This window comes from Pseudomonas sp. W2-17 (assembly GCF_041060445.1).
Lineage (GTDB): Bacteria > Pseudomonadota > Gammaproteobacteria > Pseudomonadales > Pseudomonadaceae > Aquipseudomonas.
Map to the genome: position 1 here is coordinate 243,698 of NZ_JAUFNS010000004.1, position 21,626 is coordinate 265,323.

A 21,626-nucleotide genomic window follows, 5' to 3' on the forward strand; every position below is an offset into this window, starting at 1 on the left:
GCTCACAGGGGATCAGCTCAGGGGGTTCGATTCGGACGGCCGACGTTTTCGTTACCACCACTGGCTCTGCCGCGCAGGCCGTCAGGCAAAGGCTGAGAAGCCCAATCACGAACCGGCTTGCTGTTGCGCTTGAGGTCTTCAAAGTCTTTCCTCGCCTGTTTGGCTTTGTCTTCGCTGGCCTTGATCCGTTGGTTCAGATCCTTCAGATAGGCAGCGTTGCGCTGTGCTTCTGCCCGCAGCGTGGTGATGGTGGCCTGGCTCTCGGTGTTGGCGGCGATAGCTTCGTTCTTGCTCCTCGTCTCCAGCTGCATGGCGCCGCTGAGTGCGACAACGCGGTACTGCTGGATACCGACGAGCAATAAGCCCACCAGACCAATGATGATTGCTGCGGCGATAGCCTTCATGTGATGTCCACCTTTCGGCCAATAAACCGCGTGACCAGTTCCCGAATGGCAGTGACGCCAAGGAAGCCGATCGTTCCACCGGCAGCGACTGACAGGCTGGGCGGCCAGGCCATCCACTCGATCAGACTCGAAGCCACTAGGCTGAGCGCACCGCAGATCAACGCCTCAAAGAAGATCCGGCGTTTGCTGGTTTCTTTCGCGTCGTAAAGGATGCGCAGTAGAGAGACGATGATGGCCATGATCGCGCCCTGCCATAGTGGATTTGAAAGGGCCATCCAGAGCTTGGCCCAGGTGTCTGGCTTATCGGGCATAGTGCGCATCCGGTCTTGGCCCTTTCGGGTTCTATAAACGAAAAAGGCCCGCCAATGTGGCGAGCCTCTTATTGCACCCCTTTATTCAAAGGGGAATATTTTTAACGGTGAATACTGCTTCAAGTATTTAACCGGATTTAAATTACTAACCTGCGCTTTTTTTTCTCTGGCTTACCGGCGCTCTCTAGCTCAACGACACCATCTGGATTGGTTAGCGGCGTGTTCTCTTGAGTTGGCTTTTCTAAGGGGGCACAGCGGGGTCTTGCCTTAGCCTCTATTTCAGCTTCTTCCTTAGTGCGATACTCGCCACTTTGAAGTTTGCCATCACAACGCAACCGCCAGACTTGTTCAATTACATATCCGTTTACCATAAATCTTCCTTAGACATATTAACGTGTATACGACTATAGAGGGACTCGTCGTAGCACTGGTACTTAAGACCTACTGGTGCCGCGCTGGAACAGCTGAACACCGTGCCATGAAAACAGAGCTATTCCATATGGACAACTCTTTTTTCACGCTGCCGCTCGAACTCCCTCCAAATAGCAATCCACCCAGGCCGCACCGGCCTTGATGAGCTCGCGGGCCTTGCCTTCGCTCATAGCGAAATGGCGACCGACACGGATCGCTGGCCACTTCGCGCCGTAGTAGAACCAGACCATGTCGCCCATCTGCTGGTGACGGTTACACAGGCCAGCTACGGCCGCGTCCACTAGCCCGGCAAGCTCGTCGGTGATCACATACGACTTACCGGGCATAGGCATGGCATCCCGCATCAGGGCGAGCGTGGGCGACGCGTAGCTGGGCACACCCATACCATCCATCCTCCAGTAGCCCCACTGCTCAAGCATGTTTTCAGTTTCACCCAGCGGGCGGTGCAGCGTGTTGCGAGTCATCATGGTCAATCCCCTGTGTAATTCGATCCACCGGCACCGCGGCGGTTGTTCTGTTGGTAGATAGCCGCAGGCCCGGAAAGGAGTTCTATGCGGCGGGAAAGCTCCAGGTTCCGCATTGCCTGATGAAGCATCGAGCCCAATGCAGTGACCAGCAACTCAAGCGGAAGAGCATCACCGGTCTGAGCGTCTACCCAGCCGGACGCGTTGCACTGGACACAGGCCAAGTCATGGAAAACGCCTCTCACTACGGTTCTGCCCTTGCAGGTAGGGCACTGCGCCAGCTCGATCTGCTGAGCCTTGAAGGCGGGGCCATGTTGCTTTTTCATCGTTTTTAAACCTCGCCATTCACAATGTTGGAAACAGGCTCGCAGCCCCCGCCGTTCGTGGCTTGCGCGGGGTTTTTCGAATCTTCAAATTGGGCGTCTGTCAGGTTGTGAATCGCGTTAAGGCCGCGCTCATCTAACCAGTTGTGCCACTTCTCCAACGCCGCCAGACGCTGTGCCCGGGCTTGCGTGTTGATGTAGGTGCTCGCGATCTTGCCCAGCGAGTGGTTGAGCAGCATCTCGCCGATGTGCCCGTCGATGCCGAGGTCAGTCCACGCTGTGCGGGCAACCTTGCGCAGGTCGTGACTGGTCCACTCACCTTGGCCGATGCGGGTAAACACGGCGCTCGCCTGCCCTTCGCTCAGCACACGGCCGCGACGTGACGGGAACAGGTAAATGCCCTCGTAACCACGAGCCAGCTGGATGGCCCTGTACCGGGTCAGCAGCGCCTTGGCCTGAGCGGTCAACGGCACGCGGTGCTCAGTCCGGGTCTTGGTGTTCTCGGCGGGAATGAACCACTCGCCGTCCGGGATGGAGATGTCTGACCAGCGCGCCATTCTGGTTTCACCGACTCGGGTGCCGTGGCACAGCATCATCAGCGCCAACATGGACTCGTCGGGCTGGCTCTCGAACAGGCCGGCCAGCATGGGCACCACCGCCGCCAAGTGCCCGCCGCGCAACCGGGCAGGCTTGGGCATGATTCGAGCCTTCGTGAAGTCCACGAACATCATCTCGGCCATCGGGTTTTTATCGATCAGGCCCAGCTTCGAGGCCTGCAGGAACGCTACCACCAGCAGCACGAACAACTGGTGCACGTACGACAACGACAGCTCTTGCTGGCATGGCCACATCAGCTCCCGGTCCAGCACGGCGGCGGTCAGGTCACGCAGGGGTACGTGCTCAAGCCTGGGCTTGAGGTGACACTTGATGGCCGACTTGGCGCCGGCCTTGCGCTTCGCCGAAAGCGATCGATCAACGCTCATGCGTTCGCCGTACCAGTCGATCAGTTGACCGCAAGTCGCGAACTGCCCCACCGCTACGGCGGCTTCTGGATCGTGAAGCAGGCGCTGACGGAGCGCAGGCAACTCCGCAACCATCACGGCCGCACTCAGTTCAGGCCAGCGCGCCAGGTGCTTCCACGCCTTGCCTTTGACCAGATACCAGGAGCCGCGCTGCCGATCTTTGCCGAAGCGCAGATACAGGCCCGGGTGACGCGGGTCGCGCAGGTCGTGCACGGCGACGTCGGCCGACTGCCGGCGGATCTCGGCATCGCTGAGCTTGACAGCGCGGGTCTTGCTCATGAAGCCAACCCCATCAGATGCTGCGCCAGCACGACCCAGGCCATAGGAGGGAACGTCACGCAGCCGAGCGTCAGCCAGAAGCCCTTGGCGACCGCGATGCCGCACACCCATGCAGTGATGATCACCAGATATACAATCGACTCACCCGTGCTCATGCCGCGGCCACCGTTTGGGGAAGTTTGAGGTAAGCGCGGATCTGCTCCATCGCGTCGAAGTGGCCACGGCACACCATCGCCAGATACCCCTGATCATTCAGCCGGCGGATCCACGCGTGCTGGCTGGCCGATACCGCTGCGTCGTTCGGCGCCGTCGCCTTGAACTCGAGGTAAAGCCCGAAGTAACCGCCGCGCGCCATCGGCAGCACCAGATCGGGCACGCCCGCTTTGACGCCCTGCCCTTTCAGCTTGATGGCGACGAGCTTGTGTCGGTGGCCGCCATTAGGGACGTGATAGATCAACGCGGCCACGGCCGGCAGGCGCAGTTCGAGTTCCTTGATCAGAGCGGCCTGCTCCAGTCCTTCGCGGTCGACCGGCTTGGCGCGGGTGGACGAAGCCTTGAATAGCCTCATTTGCTCGCGCCTTTCGCTGAGCCGCGGGCCGGGGTGAAAGCAAAGCTGTCCCGACCCGAGCTGATCACCGTGGAGTTATTCAACAGAGTTTTCAGTTGGGACCATGTCATGACTTGGCCGCCTGTTTGGCGAACGACACGGCAAGCAACAAAGATGTGAGCATGAAGCTGGAGGCTGCAAGGACCGTGTGCCCGGTAAAAATCAGCGCATACAGCGATAGGATTGAGGATGGAAGGCTGATCCATGGATAGCGCCGAATGTTCGATGCGACTTCGTCTTTAACCTGCCCGGCTAGCAGCAGTGCCCAGGCGATGACGTTCATCACCAGCGTTACGTAGAAGGCGAATTGGTGCAGCTCATAGATCCCAGACAGCAGGGCCAAACTGAACGCAAGACTCACGAAAGCGGAAAGCAGTTTGGTTTTCATGCGGCTGCACCCTTAACAGTTATCAGGCCCTTCTCAAGCCAGTACATTTGAGTTTCGGCCAGGGCGCGCAGAAGATCGGCCCCGGTGTATTCGCCGCGAATGCGTGAGTCGATGACCGAGTGGCAATGGTCACAGGCAAAGCAGGCGATTACGTCAGGCCCCTTCATCCCTATGCCTTTCTGTCCGCACGGGAGGTGGGCCAGCACCACACCTTGGTCGTACTGGCAGCCATCCAGACGCAACGTGCAGGTCTGGTCGCGGGCAGACTCGCGCAGCTTTTTGCTGATGACCCTCACAAGCCACCCCCGAACTGGAACTCGATCGAGCGCACCTGGTGCGAATAGCCGAACTCCATCAGCAACACGGCGCAGCACAAGACGCGGACCAGCGCATGAAAAGTCTTCATTCGACGAGCCCCTGCTCTTTTTGCTCGAGTTCGATCAGCAGCTCGATGAAGTGCTTGGCCTTTTCCAGATCGGCGATACCTCCCTTGGTACGCCAGCGCGTCACATACTTGATGACGCTGCCCTCGGCAAAGGGGATGCCGTTGGCGTGGATGAATTCAATGGGCTGAATCTTCAGCGACTTGTAGTGGTCACCGGACACTTGGATATTGAGCGCGCTCACTGTGCGATCCCCTGCAGCAAGATCTGGAGCTGCTTGAGCTTGCCCAGCGCCTCGGCGTTGGTATCGCGCTCGACTTCAACCGACAGGGCAACCTCCTCGATGCGTGACGCAAGTCCTTTCAGGCGCGCGCCGATATCGTCGGCCAGACTGACGACTTCTGCGGAGAGCCCCACCAGCGCATCCAGCGCTTGGACATCCGCCTTCTTGAGTGGAACGACGGCTTCGTAAGCAGGCTTCGGCATGGGCTTTTCAATCCTTAATTTTGTGGTTACGGCGTCGCGCTGAAACTTGCTGCCCACCGGCTCGCGGATTATCCCGGCGTCCTTTAACTCGCCAAGCGCGCGCCGCACCGCGTGCACAGCAACGGAAGTGGCGTTGGCTGCCAAAGCCGCGCAGTGAATGTCGTGGGCGCTCCACGGTTGCTGGATGGGCACGTGCTCGAAGATCTTCCGGGCGGTGGAGGACTGGCCGGCAAGGAGCTGTTGGATTCGGGAATGGGTAAAGGCCATCAGAAACGCTCCTGGCCGGCGGCAATCTTGAGTTCGTTTAGAGCGGCCCGGGCATGGCGCTTGCGCAGGTAGCTATCTACTCGGCGACGCTGCGCTTGCTTCAGGCGATCGCGGTCTTTCACCCGCTTGCTCTCTTTGAGAATCTGACGGACTTCGTCGAGCTTGGCGCGAACATGCGGGGCAACATGAGTCGGCTGAGTGCCGGTGAGCAGACCCGCAATGGCTTGGCCTTCCTCGGTGATGGGCGCAATGCGCAGGTCAGCAAGGTATTTGCTGCCAGTCTCATGGTTGATGAGCTGGGAGCGTACGGCGGACTCAATGGCGACCATGCGACGGGCCGAGTCATAGCCCAGCGACACTTCCCATTTAGCTGGGCGATCTTCGGCGCGGGCAAATGCGACGAGGCGCTCGTAAGCGCTCATGAAGGCCATGCGCGCGCCTACCTTGTCGCCAGCTTGCAGAATCGGTGTTGAGGCAGACATGGCTTGGCGGATTTCAGCGGTCAGTACGACGGTCTCGTACTCATCACTCGCCGAAAGGGCTATCGACCAGGCCTCATCTTTGCCCGGGCGGCCGTCAGCGGCGTGTATGTTCCTCAACACCATGCCGAGACAAAGCTTCCCACTCGGCTCGCGTCGGCAGGCCCGAAGCGCGGCGATAATCACCGCAGCCTCATAACCGGCCAGATCCTCGGCAATGACTTGGGCACCGGCGGCGCTGATCGTCTGGCCCATCGCCTCAGCAGTGGCGCAGATTGCCCCTGACAGTTCGGCGATTTCGTCATAGGAAAGCATTACGGCGACCTCCTTGGCGGATATTCTCGGCAGCCTGTTGCGCGGCGTTGATGTTCGCTTGGGTCTGCTCGATCTGGCGCGCCGTGGTCGCGTTCATTTGGCGATTGGTCGTCCACTGCGTGTGGTAGGACTCGGCCTTGGCCAGTAGGTCGCCGATGCTGTGCATGTTCCCCACGACGCGGGCATCGTTGATGCTCAGGAAGAATGCGGACACATGATGAGCAACATCGATGCCCAGCCGGTCCACCAGCAGAGATACCTGCTTTGCAACCTTCGCGTTCCATACCGGCCAGGCGTTGTGGCGCTTGCGGTAGGCCATGGCGTAGTTCGCCCAAGCCTTGAAAGTTTTGCAGGCCTGATCTTTCGGCCCTGGCATGTCATCAGGAATTACGCAGCGAGGTGCCTCGTTGGAAATCAGAGTAAAAGTGGCGGCTTGCGACGGCGCAGCCGGGGCGAGTTGCAAACCCTGACTGGTACCCTGATTGGTATCCTGATTATTGGTATCCTGATTTGTCGGAGATTTTTCCGACCCTTGCTCGGATTTTTTTCCGACCTTGCTCGGAGATTTGTCCGAGGTAGCTCGGATATTTTTCCGACCCTTCGCTCGTTCTTGGGTCGGATATTTTTCCGACCCATCAAGCTTCCTGTTCCACTCGGTGCCTTTTTCGGTCAGGCGGAACAACGTGATGTTGGAAGTGCTGGAGAGCTCAATGAGTCCTGCCTCGTCCAGGGCCTTGAGCATCCTGTAAGCGGTGTCTGGTTTGTCGGTGAGCAACGGCAGCTCCTCGACGATTTTGGCCTTGCTGAGGGCAAAGAAAATACCGGTATCAGTCTTCACCGGCTTGGCCCAGCTCGGGCAGCCATAGACGAATGCAAACAAAAGGGCTTGCTGGGAGTTCAGCCCCCATTCCAAAGCCTTCACCTGGTTTACGGTCACTGTGAACTGCATGTCAGCCCTTCTCGCTTTGTAAGATTTCAGCCAGGCGAGTCAGGCCTTTGGGGGTTACCAATGGCTGGAAGGCAGCACGTTCGATCCCGGTCTCAGTATCGGGCTTGAGGGCTGTCACCTTGTGCTTGAGGAAGCCGGAGCGGATTCGGGGCTGCATAGCGATCCAACGTGTGGAACCACCGCGGCGATAGATCCAGCGGTTCGCCTGGAGCCAGTCGAAAAGCTTGGAGGGCGTGAGCCCGAGGTGCTTTGCCGCGTCGGTGATGCAGATCGCGCCCTCTGCGGCTGCAAGACGTTGAATAGCGGCGACCTTCGGCGCCTGAAGCTGAATCACGCCCAAGAGACGGCTGTTCTCACGGGCTTGATCCGCCGCCAGCTGCAAGGCCTCTGCGTAATCCGCCGGTATCCGATGGACGCCAGCCGCTTGGCCCTCCAGCTCCTGCCAGCGGTCAACCAGCCGAGCGGTGAATTCAGGGCTGAGCTGTGCCACGACTACGAAGCTGTCACGCTTGCACAAGTGGTAAACGGATTCGGTGCGCGGACGGCCCAAAGAGTCTTTGATCTGTTCGTCCCCCAGTGGGGGTTGGACGATCGTGCCTCGCTGGACAAGGCGTTCGATAGATTGCTTGACCTTGTCGTGACGAGAATTGAGCAGGTCCGATATCTCACGCGACGACATGGACTGACGCGTCATGTTCTGCCTCATTGGGAAAACTGACGAATCAGTGGCCCTATTGCTCTGGGTGTTCGTGGTGTGCATAATCGGACCTCACAAGTGTTGTTGAAGAAGCCGGTCTAGCCACCGGCTTTTTTATTGCCTGCGATTTAGGCCGCCTTGATCGAGACCTTGAGAACGTGCAGCGCCTTCTCTGCCTCAGCGATCTCGCGCATGATTCGCGCCCGCTCGACCTGATCAACGCGACCGTCAGCCATTGCGCGGTGCGTCTCGACAGTCACTTCGGAAATCTCCAGGGTTACGTGCCCCAGCGCCTGGTGAACATCAATCGCCGCAGGCTGCTCCTTCGCAACGAGGTCAAAGCCGAACCCAGCAGCGAGCGCCATCAGAGGACGCATGTCCTGGGTGTGAAGCAGAATCCCAAACAGATGCTCGATGGTCAGGTGATGCGCGGCGTTATCCGGGTTGGAGCGCTGTAGCAGGCTCACGTGGGCAAGACACATCTTTCCGGCCAGCTCTTCGGCTCCGCTTTCCTTGACCGTGGTGTGGCAGGCGCGCAAGAAATCTTCCATTCGTAAAACCTCAGATTTGTTTCAGTGGCAGCGTGCCAGCACGCGTATCAAAATGTTTCCCATGGAACAGAACGACATGGGACGCCTGCTCAGGCCACCATTTCGGCCCATGGAAAAGCGGGACAGAGGGACTCTTTCTTGAAAGCGCCTCCAGTCAGGTCTTCAGCCCGCTTGGCAATGACAGGAGACATGCCGTGCTTGCCCCGAACCCAACCGGAAACAGTGCTTTGATCGACTCTCAGCTTTTCGGCCGTGACCTCTTGTGTGCCGAAGTGGGCAACGAGGTCCTTGAAAATGGTATTCATGCTGCCCCTCCGTATGTGAATACCCATATCGTAAAACATAGGCATACCACTTTGCAACGATATGGGTGCGCCAGTAATAATCGGCAGATGGAATACAAAGACCGAATCAAGGCCGCCCGTCGGCATGCAGGACTTACCCAAGCGCAGCTCGCGAAACTCGTGGGTATCGATCAAGCGTCCATTTCGGATCTTGAGAGAGGAAGATCGCAGCGGTCGTCTTACAACGCATCCATCGCAAAAGCGTGTGGGGTTTCTGCTATCTGGATCGAAAGCGGGGCGGGGCCTATGGTGGTGGAAGCTGCCGAGCCATCGAACGTTAAGGACGTTGTCCAACCCGAGATGCTTTTCCGGTATCCCGTTATTAGCTGGGTTTCTGCTGGATCGTGGGAGGAAGCGGTTCAGCCCTACCCAGATGGCTTCTCAGACCGCTATGAAACATCTGACTACGACTCCAAAGGACCTGCCTTCTGGCTTGAGGTCAAAGGGGACTCAATGACCGCTCCGGCCGGTGTCAGCGTGCCGGAGGGGATGATGATCCTGGTTGACACGGAAGCAGACGTTAAGCCCGGAAAGCTGGTTATTGCCAAGCTTCCCGCCAGCAACGAGGCCACCTTCAAAAAGCTTGTTGAGGATGGCGGCGTTCGTTATTTAAAGCCGCTGAACCCTGCGTACAAGATGGTTGAGTGCGATGAAAACTGCCGGATAATCGGTGTTGCGGTGCAAATGAGCGCTCGGCTTTAAGCGCAACTCCTCAAGCAGGAGATAAAAATCAGCCCGCCCCGCGCGGGCTTTTTTTTGGAGACAGAAGCAAAGAGAACAAATGTACTCCTTTTTATTGCCGTTTTTATACAGATCCAATACTGTCTATACGTACAGCAATAACATGGAGGATGACATGACCCTGAGCACCGCCAGCATCACATTTGCCCCGACGTCATATGAGCAAGTAGGCCGCAGGATTCAGCGGTTGGTGTCGGACCCGAATGTGCAGAAACGGCAAGCCGTAAGCATCACCAGGCGCGAAGACGAGACGCCCGAAGCCTGGGAGCAGGTACTCCAGGAGCTTGATGAGACGTACGGAATAACGGTAGAGCGCCTTGAGCCAGGCTGCGTCCGTTTAGGATGGAAGAGGTACATCGACCTGTGAATTAAGCCCGCACAAGCGGGCTTTTTATTGGCGAGACAAAAATATTATGGGAATGCCCATTGACAGAGAGTATGTGTTTCCCTATATTTTGCCCATGCCGACACATAACCGGCTACGCTCTTTAACAATCAGCCGCAACAAAGCAACAGACCGCATTGCCTCTACCGGCGACCGGCGATCAGACAGGTGAACGAGGAAAGCCTGCCAACGCCAGGGAAAACCCTGGACGGCTGATCGATGACAAAACGTCAGAACTGCGCGAATGACCCGGGCAAGCAATGCAAACCGCGAATCCCAGCGGCAGAAGGGAGAAATATCGAACTGAATTAGCGCTCCGAGCTTCGGCTATGAGGAGTGCCGGACCTCATGCGATGTGCCTCAAACCAAACGGGCACAGGGCTTCACGTCGCATGTTGTAAGTACCCGATGACCACGCCAGCAACGCTGATCGAGCTGACGTGAACAGGGAAGCCCGCCGCCAACCCACGATGCCGAAACCTGCAATCAGTAAGCGGGGATTAGGAACCAGATGTAACCACACCGCGGACGCTTTACCCCGGCCTGTCGCCAGTAGCGAGGCCGGGATTTCACCGATTGGCCTTGGCAACAGGGCTAGACGGGAAATCAACCGGAGGTGACACCGTGAACAAAGAAGAGATCTACGACGAGCAGATCAGCCCGCTGATGCAGCAGATCATCGCAATTACCCGCGAACACGGTATCGCGATGATCGCCAGTTTCGATATCGCCCACGATGGTGAAGGGCCAAACGGCGAAGACTGTTCGACGCTGACCTGCACGACTCACCTGCCTGATGGCGACGAGAACCACAACGAGCGGTTTACCCGCTCAGCTCAAATCATCCGACAAGGCCACGTCTCGCACAACGGCCCTGCAATGCAGCTGACCACCGTCCACCCTGACGGCTCCAAGACGCTCACAGCGTTTATCTGATCGATGGATCAGATACCCAAGCACATCACGCTTGAGCTGGAACACGCCGCGGGCTCGATGAAGTTCGACGGCGACCTGGCCGAGGGGCTTTTTCAAGCAGCGCGGCACCTGACAGGAATTGAAAGGCTGAAGCTGATCCAGCGCCTGCAAGACAGTCACGCCGAACTGGAAGCAGTCGGCAGATAGACAACCAGCGCCAGCGTCAGCCTGACGAAAACTGCCCGATACCCTGGAACGCTTGAACGCTGACCAGGGCGCATCGGAGAGTGATCGAGGCGTGCCCGAGCGGGCTGCAACGCTAGGATCGCAAAGCCCCGTGAATGTCCTGGGCCGGTACAAGCGAGACGGCCAATACCAAAAACGCGGCGGGAAACAAGCAGGGGTTGCGCCCTGGTGTTTCGATCACTCCCCGATGCGGATGACACTGCGGCATATAACTGCCCAACTGCATCACGACGGCCTTGGCAGAGAGCCAATCAAGGCTTGCTTAGCGCACCCAGCTCTTCTGCTTCTTAGAAGTCTTAGCTCTGCAACAGCAAGCAAAAAAAGGCGCCGTAGCGCCTTTTAACGGGGGGAGTTACTTAGTTTTAGTGAACGTTTCAATCCCGTTGCGCAGATGGCTGATGATCTTGCCGTCGTCCCCCAGCTCTAAGGCTATCTGCTTCTCTTTCGTCACAAGAAGCTTGTCGGACTCCGGATACAAAAAGACTTCCACGTCCATATAGCCGTGTTCGTCTTTATCAATGTGCGCCAGAGCACGATAGCCATCATCAGCCTTGGTAACTGTGAGTGTTTCGGACAACTTATCTGAATATTTCCAGACTCCAACAAAATCCTTACCCTTGTCACTGCAACCTGCCAAGGCGGCGCAGGTCATGAGTGCGAAAACCAGATTTCTCATTTCATTTCTCCTTTTTGCAAATCTATTTCGTCCTTAGGGTTCAGCTTTTGCCACTCTTTCAGGACCCGGTGATTGCCACCACAGCTATCTACGCTTGATTAGTGCTGTGCAGTAAGCGGGGCAGATCATACAGGAAACGACCATATGTCAGCGCCAGCCGCCTGCACCCCACTGAACAGGTAGCCACTGCCTTCCCAGTGAGCAAGCAACAGAGGATTGGCAGCCATGTAAAAGACATTGACCCGGCCTACCGCATCAGGCGGCGCCGGCAAGCAAGGTTCACGTACGGAGGCGTTGTGAACCAGCGAGATGTGAAAAGCCCTGCATCGTCAGGGCTTTTTTTCACCCAGCGTTTACCCGTCAGCACTCTCCCCTGCGCCCAATCGGCCTATGTCAGGCGGCCAGAGTGCTGACGAATACACGCAGACCCACAAGAGGAATCGCCATGCATCAGGCATTTCAAGACCGTATCGTCGAGCTGGGGGTTTTGCTCCAGCGTTCAAGCGCCGCCCGCGGCGAGTTCAGCAAGCGCACGGACCGGGCAATGCCTAGTAGCAAAGTGCGTTTCCAGGTGCTGAGCAAGGCGCGCAACTCGTACAGCGTCGTCGAGCTGGCGAGCGGCAATCTGCAGGACACGTTCAACACTTGGAAAGAGGCTATGAACTTCGCGCAGCAACTTGAGGCCAAGCCTGTCATGAGGTTGGTGCAATGATCGGCGAGAGCCTACCGGACCAGCACAAGCAGGCCATCGCGCAGCTTTCCGCGCAGATTGATCACTTTCTCGCCACTGGCCACCGTATCCAGCACATTGACCAGGGCGTCAGCGCCAACGCGCCGATGCTGGGTACCACGAATCATCTTGAAACGCTCAAGGCCAAGCGCGCCAAGCGGGCACCGCGGATCCGGGCGCTTGCCGAGGCAGGCCTCAACGCCCGCCAGATCGGCATGAAGCTCGGCGTCGATACCCGCACCGTCGCACTCACTGCCCGAGAGCACGGCATCACATTCACCGCGGCCACCTGATGCGGCGTCTATTCAAGTGCGCCAATCAGCGCCGGCGCCAGACCTGGCTCAACCTGCCAGCGCATCAGATCGGAGATCCACCAGATGGAAAAGACAGCAGCGGCCAAGCACTCGGCGGACTACCGTCGGCGCCAAAAAGAGGAGAAGGAAAAGCTCGGGATCGAAACTCTGGAGGTCGATGTTCCACTTGGCACTCGGTCGGGCATGACGCTTGCGATGAAGGATCACGGCTACAAGCAGATTCAAGAGCTGTGGCAGGATCTGGCGCTGTCATTTCTTGCAGCACCTCGCGAAGAGCAGGCGCGGCGGTTACGCAAACCTAGCGCGTCAGATTTTGTAGTTACCCCAAGCCTCGCGCGTAAGTTGAAAGCGGCCGGCATGGCCCAGGTGGACCCCGATGCAGACGAACAATGAACTAACCCCAGTGCAGGCAGACACCTTGGCGTTCATCGCCGGGTATATCGCCCAGCACGGCTACTCGCCGACCTTCGCAGAAATAGCTAGGGCTCAGAAGGTTAACGTGAATGCTATCGGCGGTCGCATCGCTCAGCTAGTCAAAAAAGGCGCCGTGACCAAAGCTGACGGCATCGCTCGCAGCATACGTCCCGTCACGCAGGCATAACGCTCAGCACTAGATGTTACGCAAACAGAACATCTGTCCGGGCTGCGCCACGAAGTAAAGGCACCGTCAGTCGTGGCGCGGAGGCTCGAAATTGCCTATCAGCGAGTCAGCGAGAAGAGTTGAGGACAGGCCGGGATGATTAAGTTTTCTACTCCAGCGACCTCATCATGTCCTTCACCAAAGCTATCGCGCGGTCGCGGCTTGCTTCGAATGAAGAATCCCGGGTATTGTCGTCGTGCTTCGAGCCCCTACCATCCGTTGTCTCTACAAAGATACGGAAGCCTCTCGGCGCTGGGTCAGTGGATAACCCCCACTTAAATTCGATGCGACCTACTTCATCGTTCGGCCCGGTCCAAGTGATGTTGCGAGGTCTATCAACCGGAATATCCATTCTTCGCTCCTCGAGCCGGCCCTATGCCGGTCACCACCTATAGCCCACCACCAACCTATTCGCCACCGAACTTTCGGAGGGTGGCGCACATATGGAGATCACCATGAGCGACAAATACGAAGCTCAACGCCGAGCAGCGATCGCGAAGCGCAAGAAAACTGAGCAGGACTATCGGGCCCGCGCCGCAGAAAACATGGTCGATCACGAATACACCTGCATCGTCGACCAGAAAGACGCAGTGATCTGGCGCTGCAAAGCTGCAAAAAACACCTTCTACGCCTTCGACATCCTTATGACGCGCTTCGGTATCGCCGTAGTCGGTGACATCGACAACCTGACCTTCAGCGTGGGCCTGGGCTACGGCATTGAGTTTTTGGCTGGTGACGACGTGACCTACTACCTGCACACGAAACTGAGTGAGGTGTGCAAGAAGCGCAGTTTCAGCGAGCGCCTATTCCGCGAAGTGTTGATGCGCAACATCGCCCAGGCCCTGCGTGAAGAGTGCGAGGAAGAGATGTTCGAATCGCTTCCTGAGTGGCTACAGGATCCTTATCGAGTTGAAGCTGCCCAATGGCCTGAATTTCGGCAGCTCGTCCTGGCCAAACGGCGGGACATGAGCCATACCGATGATCGTTGGATGCACTGGGATGACGCCCTGGATGCAGCGCATGAAATCGCCTTCACTGAAGAAGCCATGATGTTCATGCGCGATAACAGCGTGGCGCTTTGCCTGGGTGACGAGTGGTACGAAAATAGAGTAGATGAGCCATCACAGGGACTGGTGCAGTGCCTTTACATGATCAACCATGCCGCCAAGGCGATCACGGCCCAGAAGGCTCAGGCTGCAGCAGCCTAATCAATCAGACCAACAGCGCGTCAACCGCAAGCTCGATCTCCTTGATGGCAGTCGGCACATGCTGCGAATCATAAGACTTGTACTGCAGCAGCTCATCAGCTACCGCCTCTGTAAGATCATCTAAGTTCAACCCCCTTTTCTGCGCAACGCTTAGCACTGCCTTGAGCGCAAGATACAAACCCTTCTCTCTATCTTCGTACATGCCGTATCCCTTTCTGTGGAGCGGTAAGCGTAGGCCAATTTTCCCATCGCATGGAATCGAACCTTGAGCCAGCAACATCGGACTCTGATTGGCGACTGCAGACACTTCCAAGCAACCCAATGCAAAACTGATTCCACGCTATTTACTGGATGCGACCTGGTACTTTTCACGGAGCATCCACTCCAACTGAGACACGGTATCTGCATATAGATGGCGTGCCTCGTCGGTTATTAGGCGAGCCGTCGCAGCAAATTGATGGACATTTTCGACACCGGGTGCATTCGCGTAGGCCATGACAATTTTTAAAGGGTCGTCAATCGAGCGCCGGGTAAAAATTGGAGCAGGCCCACGAAAGGCAGCCTCTTCCTCTGGGGTGAGGAACACCACTGCCGTGCTCCAGGCCCGGTTATATGCTTGAAGAGCAGTCAGCCACCTCTGTCGAGCAGCCTCTTCATCTTCGTGTATGGCCTCGCTTTGCTCGCGGCCGTATTGCATGAGAAACATGCATCTTGCTTGGACCGCCAACAGGTAACCTCGGAACGCATGAAGGCTGGTCGCGGCATCCTTGAGCTCCTTGAGAGCCTTGAAGCTTTCCGCATGCCTGAACTGAGTTTTCCATAGGTTCAAGGTGTAAATGGCGACCATCGCCGCAAGCGCGGTGGCGACAAAGCTGGTGCATTCCAGCGCGTCCTTTAACTTGGCGTAATCACCAAACACAGGTCGCCATACGGCACCAGCCACGAACAACCCAGTGCCGATAAGCGCCAACAAAGCCACATCTCCACGCGTCATAGCGATTCGTCCAGAAAGTAAGCGCTTATCAATACTTCACTTCTGTAAATCACGCCACTGGCGAGGATCAGACATGTCTGCCTACAAATTGTCCGGGACGACTGTCGTCAGCTTCTCCGGCGGCCGGACCAGCGCGTACATGCTGCGCCAGGTGCTGGACACCAACGATGATCTGAGCGAGCTGATCGTCACCTTCGCCAACACTGGCAAGGAACACCCCGCCACATTGGATTTCGTTCAGGAATGCTCGAAGCGCTGGGAGGTGCCGATTGTTTGGCTTGAGTACCGAAACGATGAACGCGGATTCGCAATCGTGAATTACGAAACCGCCAGCCGCGACGGGCAGCCGTTCGAGGACCTGATCAGGAAACGCAGCTACCTACCGAATCCAGTTACACGGTTCTGCACCATCGATCTGAAGATCAGGGTCATCCACAAATACCTGCGGATGGTCGGCTGCTCCACCGAAGAGACACCAGTGGACATGATGACCGGCATCCGCGCCGATGAGCCCAGACGAGTAGCGAAGATCCGGCACCGCAAGACCACCAGCGAGAGCAAGCACGCAACGATGGTGATGCCACTGGCGGATGCTGGTGTGGGCGTGCAGGACGTGACCAACTTCTGGAAAGCACAGCCTTTCGATCTGATGCTGCCGACCATTAGTGGCCGGACGTTGGAAGGCAACTGCGACCTTTGCTTCCTCAAGGGCGCCAAGCAGGTTTATTCGATCATCGCCAGCGACCGGCAGAAAGCTGAATGGTGGGCACGCATGGAGCGGACAGCTAAATCCAGCTCCAGCACCACCGGCGACGGCGCGCTGTTCCGCTTCGACCGCCCGAGCTATCAGCAGATGCTCGACTACTCCGACACCCAATTCGACATGTTCGCCGGCCACGACGAAGCAATTGCGTGCTTCTGCGGCGATTAGCCCCCCTTCCCAACCTTGAATCACGCCACTGGCGAGGATCCCCTATGTCCGCAAGTAAGAAGAAACACCCCTTCGACTTCAAAACTCAGTACGGCCTTGGCTTCGACCCGCAAGACGATGAGATCGTCGTGGACTTCTTCTGCGGCGGTGGCGGCGCCGGTACCGGCCTGGAGATGGGCCTTGGCCGCAAGGTCAGCGTGGCGAAGAACCACAGCGCCAAAGCGATCAGCATGCACACCATCAACCACCCGGGCGCCAAGCACTTCACCACAGACGTGTTCGACGGCGATCCGGACGCTGAGTGTGGCGGCAAGGCGGTTGGCTGGTTCCACATGTCGCCGGACTGCACCCACCACAGCCAGGCCGCCGGCGGGCAACCGCGCAAGCGCGAGATCCGTAACCTTTCGTGGATCGGCTTGAAGTGGGCAGGTAAGAAGAAGCCTCGAGTCATCAGCCTAGAAAACGTGAAGCAGATCCTGCAATGGGGCCGGCTTATTGCGAAGCGCGACAAGGCCACCGGACGGGTCATCAAGCTGGGCGGCGCGATCGCCGCACCTGGTGAGGTCGTGCCGGTAGACCAGCAGTTCCTGATTCCAGATCCGAAGCAGCGCGGGCGAACGTGGCGCCGATTCGTGGCCCTGCTTGAAGGCATGGGCTACGTCGTCGAGTGGAAAGTGATTAAGGCCTGTGACTTCGGCGCGCCAACCAGCCGCGAACGGCTGTTCATGCTCGCCCGCTGCGATGGGCAGCCGATTGTCTGGCCGGAACCGACCCACGCCAAGAAGCCGGCCAAAGGGCAAAAGCCCTGGCGCACCGCAGCGGAGTGCATCGATTTCTCCGATCTGGGCAAAAGCATTTTTGGCCGCAAAAGGGACCTGGCCCCCGCTACGCTGCGGCGTGTAGCGAAAGGCATGAAGAAATTTGTCATCGACAACGCGACGCCCTTTATCGTGCCGATTGCCAACTGGTCAGGCGAAACCGTGCAGTCAGCCAATCAGCCGCTGCGCACAGTCACCTCCTATCCGAGAGGCGGGCCCTTTTCAGTTGTCAGCCCGGTGATTGCGCCAGCCACGCATCAGGGCAGTGACCGCATCAACGATCCACTTGAGCCGCTGCCGACAGTGACGTGTGCCAACCGCGGCGAGCTGACACTAATCAGCCCTACGCTGGTTCAGACCGGTTACGGCGAGCGGGAGGGTCAAGAGCCGCGTGTACCGGGACTGGATCAACCCCTTGGGACTGTGGTCGCCGGCGGCGTGAAGCACGCACTGACCAGCGCTGTTCTGTTAGGTGCTGGCGGTCCGGAGTACTCCGGGAAGCCGACGGCTGCCGATCAACCCGTTGGTACCCTGCTCGCGCAGAATCACCGGGGCATTGCTGCCGCATCACTTGTCCAACTCGGCAATGGTGACAAAGCCGGATCCGCGCCGCGCTCGGCTGACCTGCATGACCCGCTCGGCACGATCATGGCATCGGGCGGCAAATACGGCGTGGCCGCTGCGCACTTGGTGAAGTTTCGTTTCGACGATGCGGGGAAGCCGCTGGACGAACCGTTGCCTACGATCACCAGCGGCGGCAATTACCAGCGCCCTGCCGGCGCGGCTCACGCAATGGGCGTTGCCACAGCGCATCTGCTGCACCTGCGCGGCAACTGCGACGCGCGGGACACTGACGATCCGCTGCACACGGTCAGCGCTGGCGGAACGCATCACGGACTTGTCACCGCTTTCATGGAGCGCCAGTTTGGCGCCAGCGTCGGCCAGCTCCTAGACGAGCCCGCGCCGACCATCACGGCGGGCGGCGGGGGCAAGAGCTCGTTGGTCAGCTTCGAGCTTTCGCCCGAGCACGAAGAAGGCGCGCTCCGCGTTGCTGCTTTCCTGATCAGCTACTACGGCACCGAGAACATGAGCGGCTGCGACCGGCCCGCGCCGACGATCACCACGAAGGATCGCCTCGGCCTGGTCACCGTGATGGTAAAGGGCACGCCATACGTGATCGTCGATATCCGATTGCGGATGCTGCAGCCGGCCGAGCTCTACCGGGCGCAGGGCTTCCCGACGGACTACATCATCACGCACGGCGCCGACGGCAAGCCGTTCACGAAGACCGAGCAGGTCCATATGTGCGGCAACAGCGTCAGCCCACCGCCGATGTCCGCCCTCGCCCGCGCCAATGATCCATGGCGTACCAACGTTCAGCACCAGGTGGCCGCATGAAACGCATCTACGTCAGCGGGCCCTTGACGGGCCTGCCCGATTACAACTACCCGGCACTCTTGGAAGAATGCCGACAAGGGCAGATCATTTCAGGCTAAATGGGCATAGAAGGATTTAACGCGCAAGCTTTGCCATATACCCAGCGGCATCGGGATGATCTAGATGTGCATGGAGCGCGCTATATGCATCGTGGTGGGTGCGAACAGCTTTATCCCACGAAACCGTGCCCATGTCGGATAAGACAACCAGCTTCATCATCTGAACAGTGGAGGAATCAAGTTCAAGAAGCAGGGTGTGAGACTTGTAACGGAAGTCATCGGCGGCTTGCATCTGGTTGCCTCTGGACTGAGGTCGTTAATCGACCACATGAGGGGTTGACCCTAGGGAGGCGTATTAAATTCAACTCCGCCTGTCACAACGCGCTAAGGACAACGCCTCTAGACCTGACCCTAACGCCTGCTGCGGCTATGCGTCAGCCTGACTGAGATACAGATGCAGCTCAACGAACGCTTCCTGCTGCGCGCTTACCGCCGATCTCCATTCTTGAGTACCTATTGATGATGCCGAGATCAACCCTGCCATGACAGCGGTTGCGTCCTCTAGGACCATTATCAACTGGTGCGCTACGTCCCTGAATTCCTGACCGGACTGCATGTGGAAGATCCTCAAGCGTGAAGTAATCGGAAATAGATTTTTTATCCATCTGGTCGGCACTGGCGTATCGATTCATCCAGTCAGATCGCCGTCATCAACCATCCTATACCTATTGCCTGCTGCGTATGCGGCGAGGAGACATTTGTGCGCTTGAAAAAACTGGAGCGCGAGCAGGTCCGCATGAAGTACGGCGGCCGCTGCGCGTATTGCGGCATCGAACTAGGCAGCCGCTGGCACGCCGACCATCTGGAGCCAGTCACCCGCGAGTTGATTTCCAAGCGAAACGCCAACGGCACATGGCGGCTGGACTCAGGCAAGCCGCTCAAGCCGGAGAACGATCACATCGGAAACATGATGCCGGCCTGTGCGCCCTGCAATATCAGCAAGGGCGGTCAAAGCCTTGAGGGCTGGCGCACGTGGATCGCCCGGCACGTAAACAGCCTGAACCTGTATCAGCCGACCTACCGACTCGCGAAGGCTTACGGCCTAATCGTCGAGACGGCGGTACCGGTCGTATTCCACTTCGAGAAGGTGCAGACGAGTGCCTGTGGCTACACACACGGCGACTGGGAGTGCCGCGAGGGCGGCTACCTCTGGTACGCAGGTGACGGCGAAGGATATGACCCCAGTGATTGCACCCACATTTGCCCTCATTGCAGGACGACTGACTACCTCGAAGCGGCGAAGGAAGAGGCAGAGGGCTGCAGTAGTTGGTCGAATAATGGCACCAGCGGTACCGGCGTTGACCTATGGGTGCTCGCGGAGCGGCAAGCACTCGGCGCAAACGAATCTGCAGCTCGAGCAGCGCTGGCAGAAATTGGCCCGGTGCACACTCTTGATGGCGATGACAGCCCCGGTGGATATTCGGTTGTTGTCTGCAACTCGCAGCGGGTGAAGCCATGACGGCCATCAAAGAACGCCCGATCCTGTTCTCGGCGCCGATGGTGCGCGCCATCCTGGAAGGCCGAAAGACCGTCACGCGCCGCGAGGTGAAGAAACAGGCAGCGCTCAATTGCCTGGCTGCCGGTTTCGAGCCTGCCTTTCTGGCGCTGGCTGGCAATGCGGACCTTTGTCCCTATGGCCAGCCGGGCAACCGCCTGTGGGTGCGCGAGACCTGGGCCCAGCCTGCGCACCTTGATCCGGGCCCAACGGTTTACCGAGCGACTTATCCCGATTGCATCAAGGGTCAGGGCTGGGAAAACCTTCCACCATCAGACGCGATCCACTGGAAACCCAGCATCCACATGTTCAGGCGTGACAGCCGCATCCTGCTGGAGATCACCGACGTGCGCGTCGAGCGACTGCAGGACATAACCAACGCCGAGTCGATTGCTGAAGGTGCTGAGCCTGTAACCCTTGCAGAAGCCAGGTCTCTGGACTTGCTGACGTATCAAGCCGGCTTCGCGAGGTTGTGGAACTCCATCAACGGACCAGGCGCCTGGGCAGCTGATCCATGGGTCTGGGTCGTGGAGTTCAAGCGGGTGACGCCATGAACAGACGAAAAACGCACTACAACCCGCCCGGCGGCGGAAGCCCCTACGACGATGGTGACGAATACGTGTTCTGCGGTACGGCACTCGTTGAAGGTGAATTCACCACCAACAGGGGCAAGGTCACATGCAAGCGGTGCCTGAATGCCCTCGCCGCGCAGGAAGCCCAATGGGCAAAAGAGGCTCAGCCCCGCAAAGCCGAGCTTTATGACGAGGTTTGGGCGCTGGCGCGAAGCCTCGGCTGGATGAACGCTACTGACGCCATCAAGCACGCCGGGGTGGCCGGCGACTATTACAGGCGCGTGGGCAGAGAGGTCATCCCATGAGCGCACCTATCGAACCGCAAGACTACATCTACGGCGTGAAGGTAGTTCAGATTGAGGACCTGCGAGTTGCACGCGGCCTGACCCGCCGCCCCACTTCATCATGCCAGCACCAAAAGCTGATCTATGACCACAACGAGCGCCGCATCTGGTGCAGCGATTGCGAAACCGAGGTCGAGGCCTTCGATGCTTTCGAAGGCTTGGTCAGCAGGCTGAGCGCGGCGAACGGCCGCCTCAAGACCCGAGAAACAGCGCTAGCCCAGGCAGAGCAGTTCCAGGCCCGAAGCCGGGCGGCGAAGGTAATGGACGAAGCCTGGCGCAGCACGAAAACCGCACCGCTCTGCCCGCACTGCAATACCGCGATCCTCGCCGAAGACGTTGTTGGCGGTGTCGCCAAGGCTTCGAAAGCACTGGTGATGGCCGCACGCAAACGCACATCTGACAAGTAACCCCTTCCCCATC

Annotated in this window: 36 protein-coding genes; 15 read left to right on the plus strand and 21 right to left on the minus strand. The window is 58.3% G+C overall.

All coding sequences use genetic code 11. The annotated features are described in order from the left end of the window. Nucleotides 1-17 precede the first annotated feature (17 nt). The 17 genes from QWI20_RS06855 to QWI20_RS06935 form a co-directional block, all read right to left on the minus strand. The gene (locus QWI20_RS06855) at nucleotides 18-404 is read right to left on the minus strand and encodes a hypothetical protein (RefSeq protein WP_369304798.1); all 387 of its coding nucleotides are present in this window, start codon (nucleotides 402-404) and stop codon (nucleotides 18-20) included. Next, a complete protein-coding gene (locus QWI20_RS06860; protein WP_080336554.1) occupies nucleotides 401-724 on the minus strand; it encodes a phage holin, lambda family in 324 nt (107 codons plus the stop codon). Before QWI20_RS06860 ends, QWI20_RS06855 begins: the two co-directional genes overlap by 4 nt. Nucleotides 725-852: 128 nt before the next feature. After that, nucleotides 853-1,086: a hypothetical protein gene (locus QWI20_RS06865; RefSeq protein ID WP_369304799.1), complete on the minus strand. Its 234-nt coding sequence runs from the start codon at nucleotides 1,084-1,086 to the stop codon at nucleotides 853-855. 144 nt (nucleotides 1,087-1,230) lie between these two features. Beyond that, entirely contained in the window at nucleotides 1,231-1,614 is a 384-nt protein-coding gene (locus QWI20_RS06870) for an antitermination protein Q (RefSeq protein WP_369304800.1), read from the minus strand. Nucleotides 1,615-1,616: 2 nt separating this feature from the next. Further along, nucleotides 1,617-1,937, minus strand: a complete 321-nt coding sequence (locus QWI20_RS06875; RefSeq protein ID WP_369304801.1) for a hypothetical protein — start codon at nucleotides 1,935-1,937, stop codon at nucleotides 1,617-1,619. Nucleotides 1,938-1,942: 5 nt separating this feature from the next. Next, nucleotides 1,943-3,235: a tyrosine-type recombinase/integrase gene (locus QWI20_RS06880; RefSeq protein WP_369304802.1), complete on the minus strand. Its 1,293-nt coding sequence runs from the start codon at nucleotides 3,233-3,235 to the stop codon at nucleotides 1,943-1,945. Beyond that, complete coding sequence (locus tag QWI20_RS06885) at nucleotides 3,232-3,390, minus strand: hypothetical protein (protein WP_369304803.1); 159 nt, start codon at nucleotides 3,388-3,390, stop codon at nucleotides 3,232-3,234. Before QWI20_RS06885 ends, QWI20_RS06880 begins: the two co-directional genes overlap by 4 nt. Beyond that, on the minus strand, nucleotides 3,387-3,803 hold the full coding sequence (locus tag QWI20_RS06890) for a VRR-NUC domain-containing protein (protein WP_369304804.1): 417 nt from the start codon (nucleotides 3,801-3,803) through the stop codon (nucleotides 3,387-3,389). Before QWI20_RS06890 ends, QWI20_RS06885 begins: the two co-directional genes overlap by 4 nt. Before the next feature lie 106 nt (nucleotides 3,804-3,909). After that, complete coding sequence (locus QWI20_RS06895) at nucleotides 3,910-4,230, minus strand: hypothetical protein (RefSeq protein ID WP_369304805.1); 321 nt, start codon at nucleotides 4,228-4,230, stop codon at nucleotides 3,910-3,912. Continuing rightward, nucleotides 4,227-4,526, minus strand: coding sequence for a nuclease domain-containing protein (locus tag QWI20_RS06900; RefSeq protein WP_192131167.1), 300 nt, complete (start codon nucleotides 4,524-4,526; stop codon nucleotides 4,227-4,229). The genes QWI20_RS06895 and QWI20_RS06900 overlap by 4 nt, the downstream gene beginning before the upstream one ends. Before the next feature lie 106 nt (nucleotides 4,527-4,632). Then, nucleotides 4,633-4,857: a DUF3310 domain-containing protein gene (locus QWI20_RS06905; RefSeq protein ID WP_369304806.1), complete on the minus strand. Its 225-nt coding sequence runs from the start codon at nucleotides 4,855-4,857 to the stop codon at nucleotides 4,633-4,635. Next, a complete protein-coding gene (locus QWI20_RS06910; RefSeq protein WP_369304807.1) occupies nucleotides 4,854-5,366 on the minus strand; it encodes a hypothetical protein in 513 nt (170 codons plus the stop codon). The genes QWI20_RS06905 and QWI20_RS06910 overlap by 4 nt, the downstream gene beginning before the upstream one ends. Further along, nucleotides 5,366-6,160, minus strand: coding sequence for a hypothetical protein (locus QWI20_RS06915; RefSeq protein WP_369304808.1), 795 nt, complete (start codon nucleotides 6,158-6,160; stop codon nucleotides 5,366-5,368). Before QWI20_RS06915 ends, QWI20_RS06910 begins: the two co-directional genes overlap by 1 nt. Next, nucleotides 6,147-7,109 carry a phage replication protein gene (locus tag QWI20_RS06920; protein WP_369304809.1) on the minus strand — a complete coding sequence of 321 codons (963 nt, stop codon included), beginning with the start codon at nucleotides 7,107-7,109 and terminating at the stop codon, nucleotides 6,147-6,149. Before QWI20_RS06920 ends, QWI20_RS06915 begins: the two co-directional genes overlap by 14 nt. 1 nt (nucleotide 7,110) lies before the next feature. Further along, a complete protein-coding gene (locus tag QWI20_RS06925; RefSeq protein ID WP_369304810.1) occupies nucleotides 7,111-7,803 on the minus strand; it encodes a phage antirepressor KilAC domain-containing protein in 693 nt (230 codons plus the stop codon). Between the two features lie 131 nt (nucleotides 7,804-7,934). Continuing rightward, nucleotides 7,935-8,357: a phage regulatory CII family protein gene (locus tag QWI20_RS06930; RefSeq protein ID WP_369304811.1), complete on the minus strand. Its 423-nt coding sequence runs from the start codon at nucleotides 8,355-8,357 to the stop codon at nucleotides 7,935-7,937. A gap of 89 nt (nucleotides 8,358-8,446) precedes the next feature. After that, a complete protein-coding gene (locus tag QWI20_RS06935) occupies nucleotides 8,447-8,662 on the minus strand; it encodes a YdaS family helix-turn-helix protein (protein WP_369304812.1) in 216 nt (71 codons plus the stop codon). Between the two features lie 87 nt (nucleotides 8,663-8,749). On the opposite strand from QWI20_RS06935, the gene QWI20_RS06940 reads away from it, so the two are divergent. The 4 genes from QWI20_RS06940 (at nucleotide 8,750) to QWI20_RS06955 (ending at nucleotide 10,949) form a co-directional block, all read left to right on the plus strand. Then, nucleotides 8,750-9,403 (plus strand): LexA family transcriptional regulator, encoded by a 654-nt coding sequence (locus QWI20_RS06940; protein WP_074893364.1) that lies wholly within the window; start codon nucleotides 8,750-8,752, stop codon nucleotides 9,401-9,403. A 154-nt stretch (nucleotides 9,404-9,557) separates the two neighbouring features. Continuing rightward, nucleotides 9,558-9,809, plus strand: coding sequence for a DUF1654 domain-containing protein (locus QWI20_RS06945; RefSeq protein ID WP_369304813.1), 252 nt, complete (start codon nucleotides 9,558-9,560; stop codon nucleotides 9,807-9,809). A 642-nt stretch (nucleotides 9,810-10,451) separates the two neighbouring features. Next, nucleotides 10,452-10,763 carry a hypothetical protein gene (locus QWI20_RS06950; protein ID WP_369304814.1) on the plus strand — a complete coding sequence of 104 codons (312 nt, stop codon included), beginning with the start codon at nucleotides 10,452-10,454 and terminating at the stop codon, nucleotides 10,761-10,763. Nucleotides 10,764-10,766: 3 nt separating this feature from the next. Next, the gene (locus QWI20_RS06955) at nucleotides 10,767-10,949 is read left to right on the plus strand and encodes a hypothetical protein (RefSeq protein WP_369304815.1); all 183 of its coding nucleotides are present in this window, start codon (nucleotides 10,767-10,769) and stop codon (nucleotides 10,947-10,949) included. A 391-nt stretch (nucleotides 10,950-11,340) separates the two neighbouring features. Here the strand turns inward: QWI20_RS06955 and QWI20_RS06960 are convergent, their stop codons facing one another. Then, a complete protein-coding gene (locus QWI20_RS06960) occupies nucleotides 11,341-11,664 on the minus strand; it encodes a hypothetical protein (protein WP_369304816.1) in 324 nt (107 codons plus the stop codon). A gap of 445 nt (nucleotides 11,665-12,109) precedes the next feature. Here QWI20_RS06960 and QWI20_RS06965 point away from each other — a divergent pair, with 445 nt between their 5' ends. The 5 genes from QWI20_RS06965 (at nucleotide 12,110) to QWI20_RS06985 (ending at nucleotide 14,556) form a co-directional block, all read left to right on the plus strand. Continuing rightward, a complete protein-coding gene (locus tag QWI20_RS06965; RefSeq protein ID WP_369304817.1) occupies nucleotides 12,110-12,376 on the plus strand; it encodes a hypothetical protein in 267 nt (88 codons plus the stop codon). Next, nucleotides 12,373-12,687, plus strand: a complete 315-nt coding sequence (locus tag QWI20_RS06970; RefSeq protein ID WP_369304818.1) for a hypothetical protein — start codon at nucleotides 12,373-12,375, stop codon at nucleotides 12,685-12,687. Before QWI20_RS06965 ends, QWI20_RS06970 begins: the two co-directional genes overlap by 4 nt. 84 nt (nucleotides 12,688-12,771) lie before the next feature. Then, on the plus strand, nucleotides 12,772-13,101 hold the full coding sequence (locus QWI20_RS06975; RefSeq protein ID WP_133772893.1) for a hypothetical protein: 330 nt from the start codon (nucleotides 12,772-12,774) through the stop codon (nucleotides 13,099-13,101). Beyond that, nucleotides 13,085-13,309 (plus strand): LexA family transcriptional regulator, encoded by a 225-nt coding sequence (locus tag QWI20_RS06980; protein WP_133772891.1) that lies wholly within the window; start codon nucleotides 13,085-13,087, stop codon nucleotides 13,307-13,309. The genes QWI20_RS06975 and QWI20_RS06980 overlap by 17 nt, the downstream gene beginning before the upstream one ends. A gap of 494 nt (nucleotides 13,310-13,803) precedes the next feature. After that, nucleotides 13,804-14,556 carry a hypothetical protein gene (locus QWI20_RS06985; RefSeq protein WP_369304819.1) on the plus strand — a complete coding sequence of 251 codons (753 nt, stop codon included), beginning with the start codon at nucleotides 13,804-13,806 and terminating at the stop codon, nucleotides 14,554-14,556. Between the two features lie 4 nt (nucleotides 14,557-14,560). On the opposite strand, the gene QWI20_RS06990 is transcribed toward QWI20_RS06985, so the two are convergent. Both QWI20_RS06990 and QWI20_RS06995 read right to left on the minus strand, forming a co-directional pair. Further along, nucleotides 14,561-14,758, minus strand: a complete 198-nt coding sequence (locus QWI20_RS06990; RefSeq protein ID WP_133772887.1) for a hypothetical protein — start codon at nucleotides 14,756-14,758, stop codon at nucleotides 14,561-14,563. Nucleotides 14,759-14,896: 138 nt separating this feature from the next. Beyond that, the gene (locus QWI20_RS06995) at nucleotides 14,897-15,550 is read right to left on the minus strand and encodes a hypothetical protein (RefSeq protein WP_369304820.1); all 654 of its coding nucleotides are present in this window, start codon (nucleotides 15,548-15,550) and stop codon (nucleotides 14,897-14,899) included. 73 nt (nucleotides 15,551-15,623) lie between these two features. Here QWI20_RS06995 and QWI20_RS07000 point away from each other — a divergent pair, with 73 nt between their 5' ends. Further along, nucleotides 15,624-16,481: a phosphoadenosine phosphosulfate reductase family protein gene (locus tag QWI20_RS07000; RefSeq protein ID WP_369304821.1), complete on the plus strand. Its 858-nt coding sequence runs from the start codon at nucleotides 15,624-15,626 to the stop codon at nucleotides 16,479-16,481. A gap of 44 nt (nucleotides 16,482-16,525) precedes the next feature. Next, entirely contained in the window at nucleotides 16,526-18,697 is a 2,172-nt protein-coding gene (locus QWI20_RS07005; RefSeq protein WP_369304890.1) for a DNA cytosine methyltransferase, read from the plus strand. Between the two features lie 114 nt (nucleotides 18,698-18,811). On the opposite strand, the gene QWI20_RS07010 is transcribed toward QWI20_RS07005, so the two are convergent. After that, nucleotides 18,812-19,027, minus strand: a complete 216-nt coding sequence (locus QWI20_RS07010) for a hypothetical protein (RefSeq protein ID WP_369304822.1) — start codon at nucleotides 19,025-19,027, stop codon at nucleotides 18,812-18,814. Between the two features lie 468 nt (nucleotides 19,028-19,495). Between QWI20_RS07010 and QWI20_RS07015 the strand changes: the two genes are divergently transcribed. Genes QWI20_RS07015 through QWI20_RS07030 form a run of 4 tightly spaced genes read left to right on the plus strand, consistent with a single transcriptional unit; the run spans nucleotide 19,496 to nucleotide 21,613 of the window. Next, nucleotides 19,496-20,254, plus strand: coding sequence for an HNH endonuclease (locus QWI20_RS07015; RefSeq protein ID WP_369304823.1), 759 nt, complete (start codon nucleotides 19,496-19,498; stop codon nucleotides 20,252-20,254). Beyond that, on the plus strand, nucleotides 20,251-20,844 hold the full coding sequence (locus tag QWI20_RS07020) for a hypothetical protein (protein ID WP_369304825.1): 594 nt from the start codon (nucleotides 20,251-20,253) through the stop codon (nucleotides 20,842-20,844). Before QWI20_RS07015 ends, QWI20_RS07020 begins: the two co-directional genes overlap by 4 nt. After that, nucleotides 20,841-21,167: a hypothetical protein gene (locus QWI20_RS07025; RefSeq protein WP_369304826.1), complete on the plus strand. Its 327-nt coding sequence runs from the start codon at nucleotides 20,841-20,843 to the stop codon at nucleotides 21,165-21,167. The genes QWI20_RS07020 and QWI20_RS07025 overlap by 4 nt, the downstream gene beginning before the upstream one ends. After that, nucleotides 21,164-21,613 carry a hypothetical protein gene (locus QWI20_RS07030; protein WP_369304827.1) on the plus strand — a complete coding sequence of 150 codons (450 nt, stop codon included), beginning with the start codon at nucleotides 21,164-21,166 and terminating at the stop codon, nucleotides 21,611-21,613. The genes QWI20_RS07025 and QWI20_RS07030 overlap by 4 nt, the downstream gene beginning before the upstream one ends. Nucleotides 21,614-21,626: the final 13 nt, after the last annotated feature.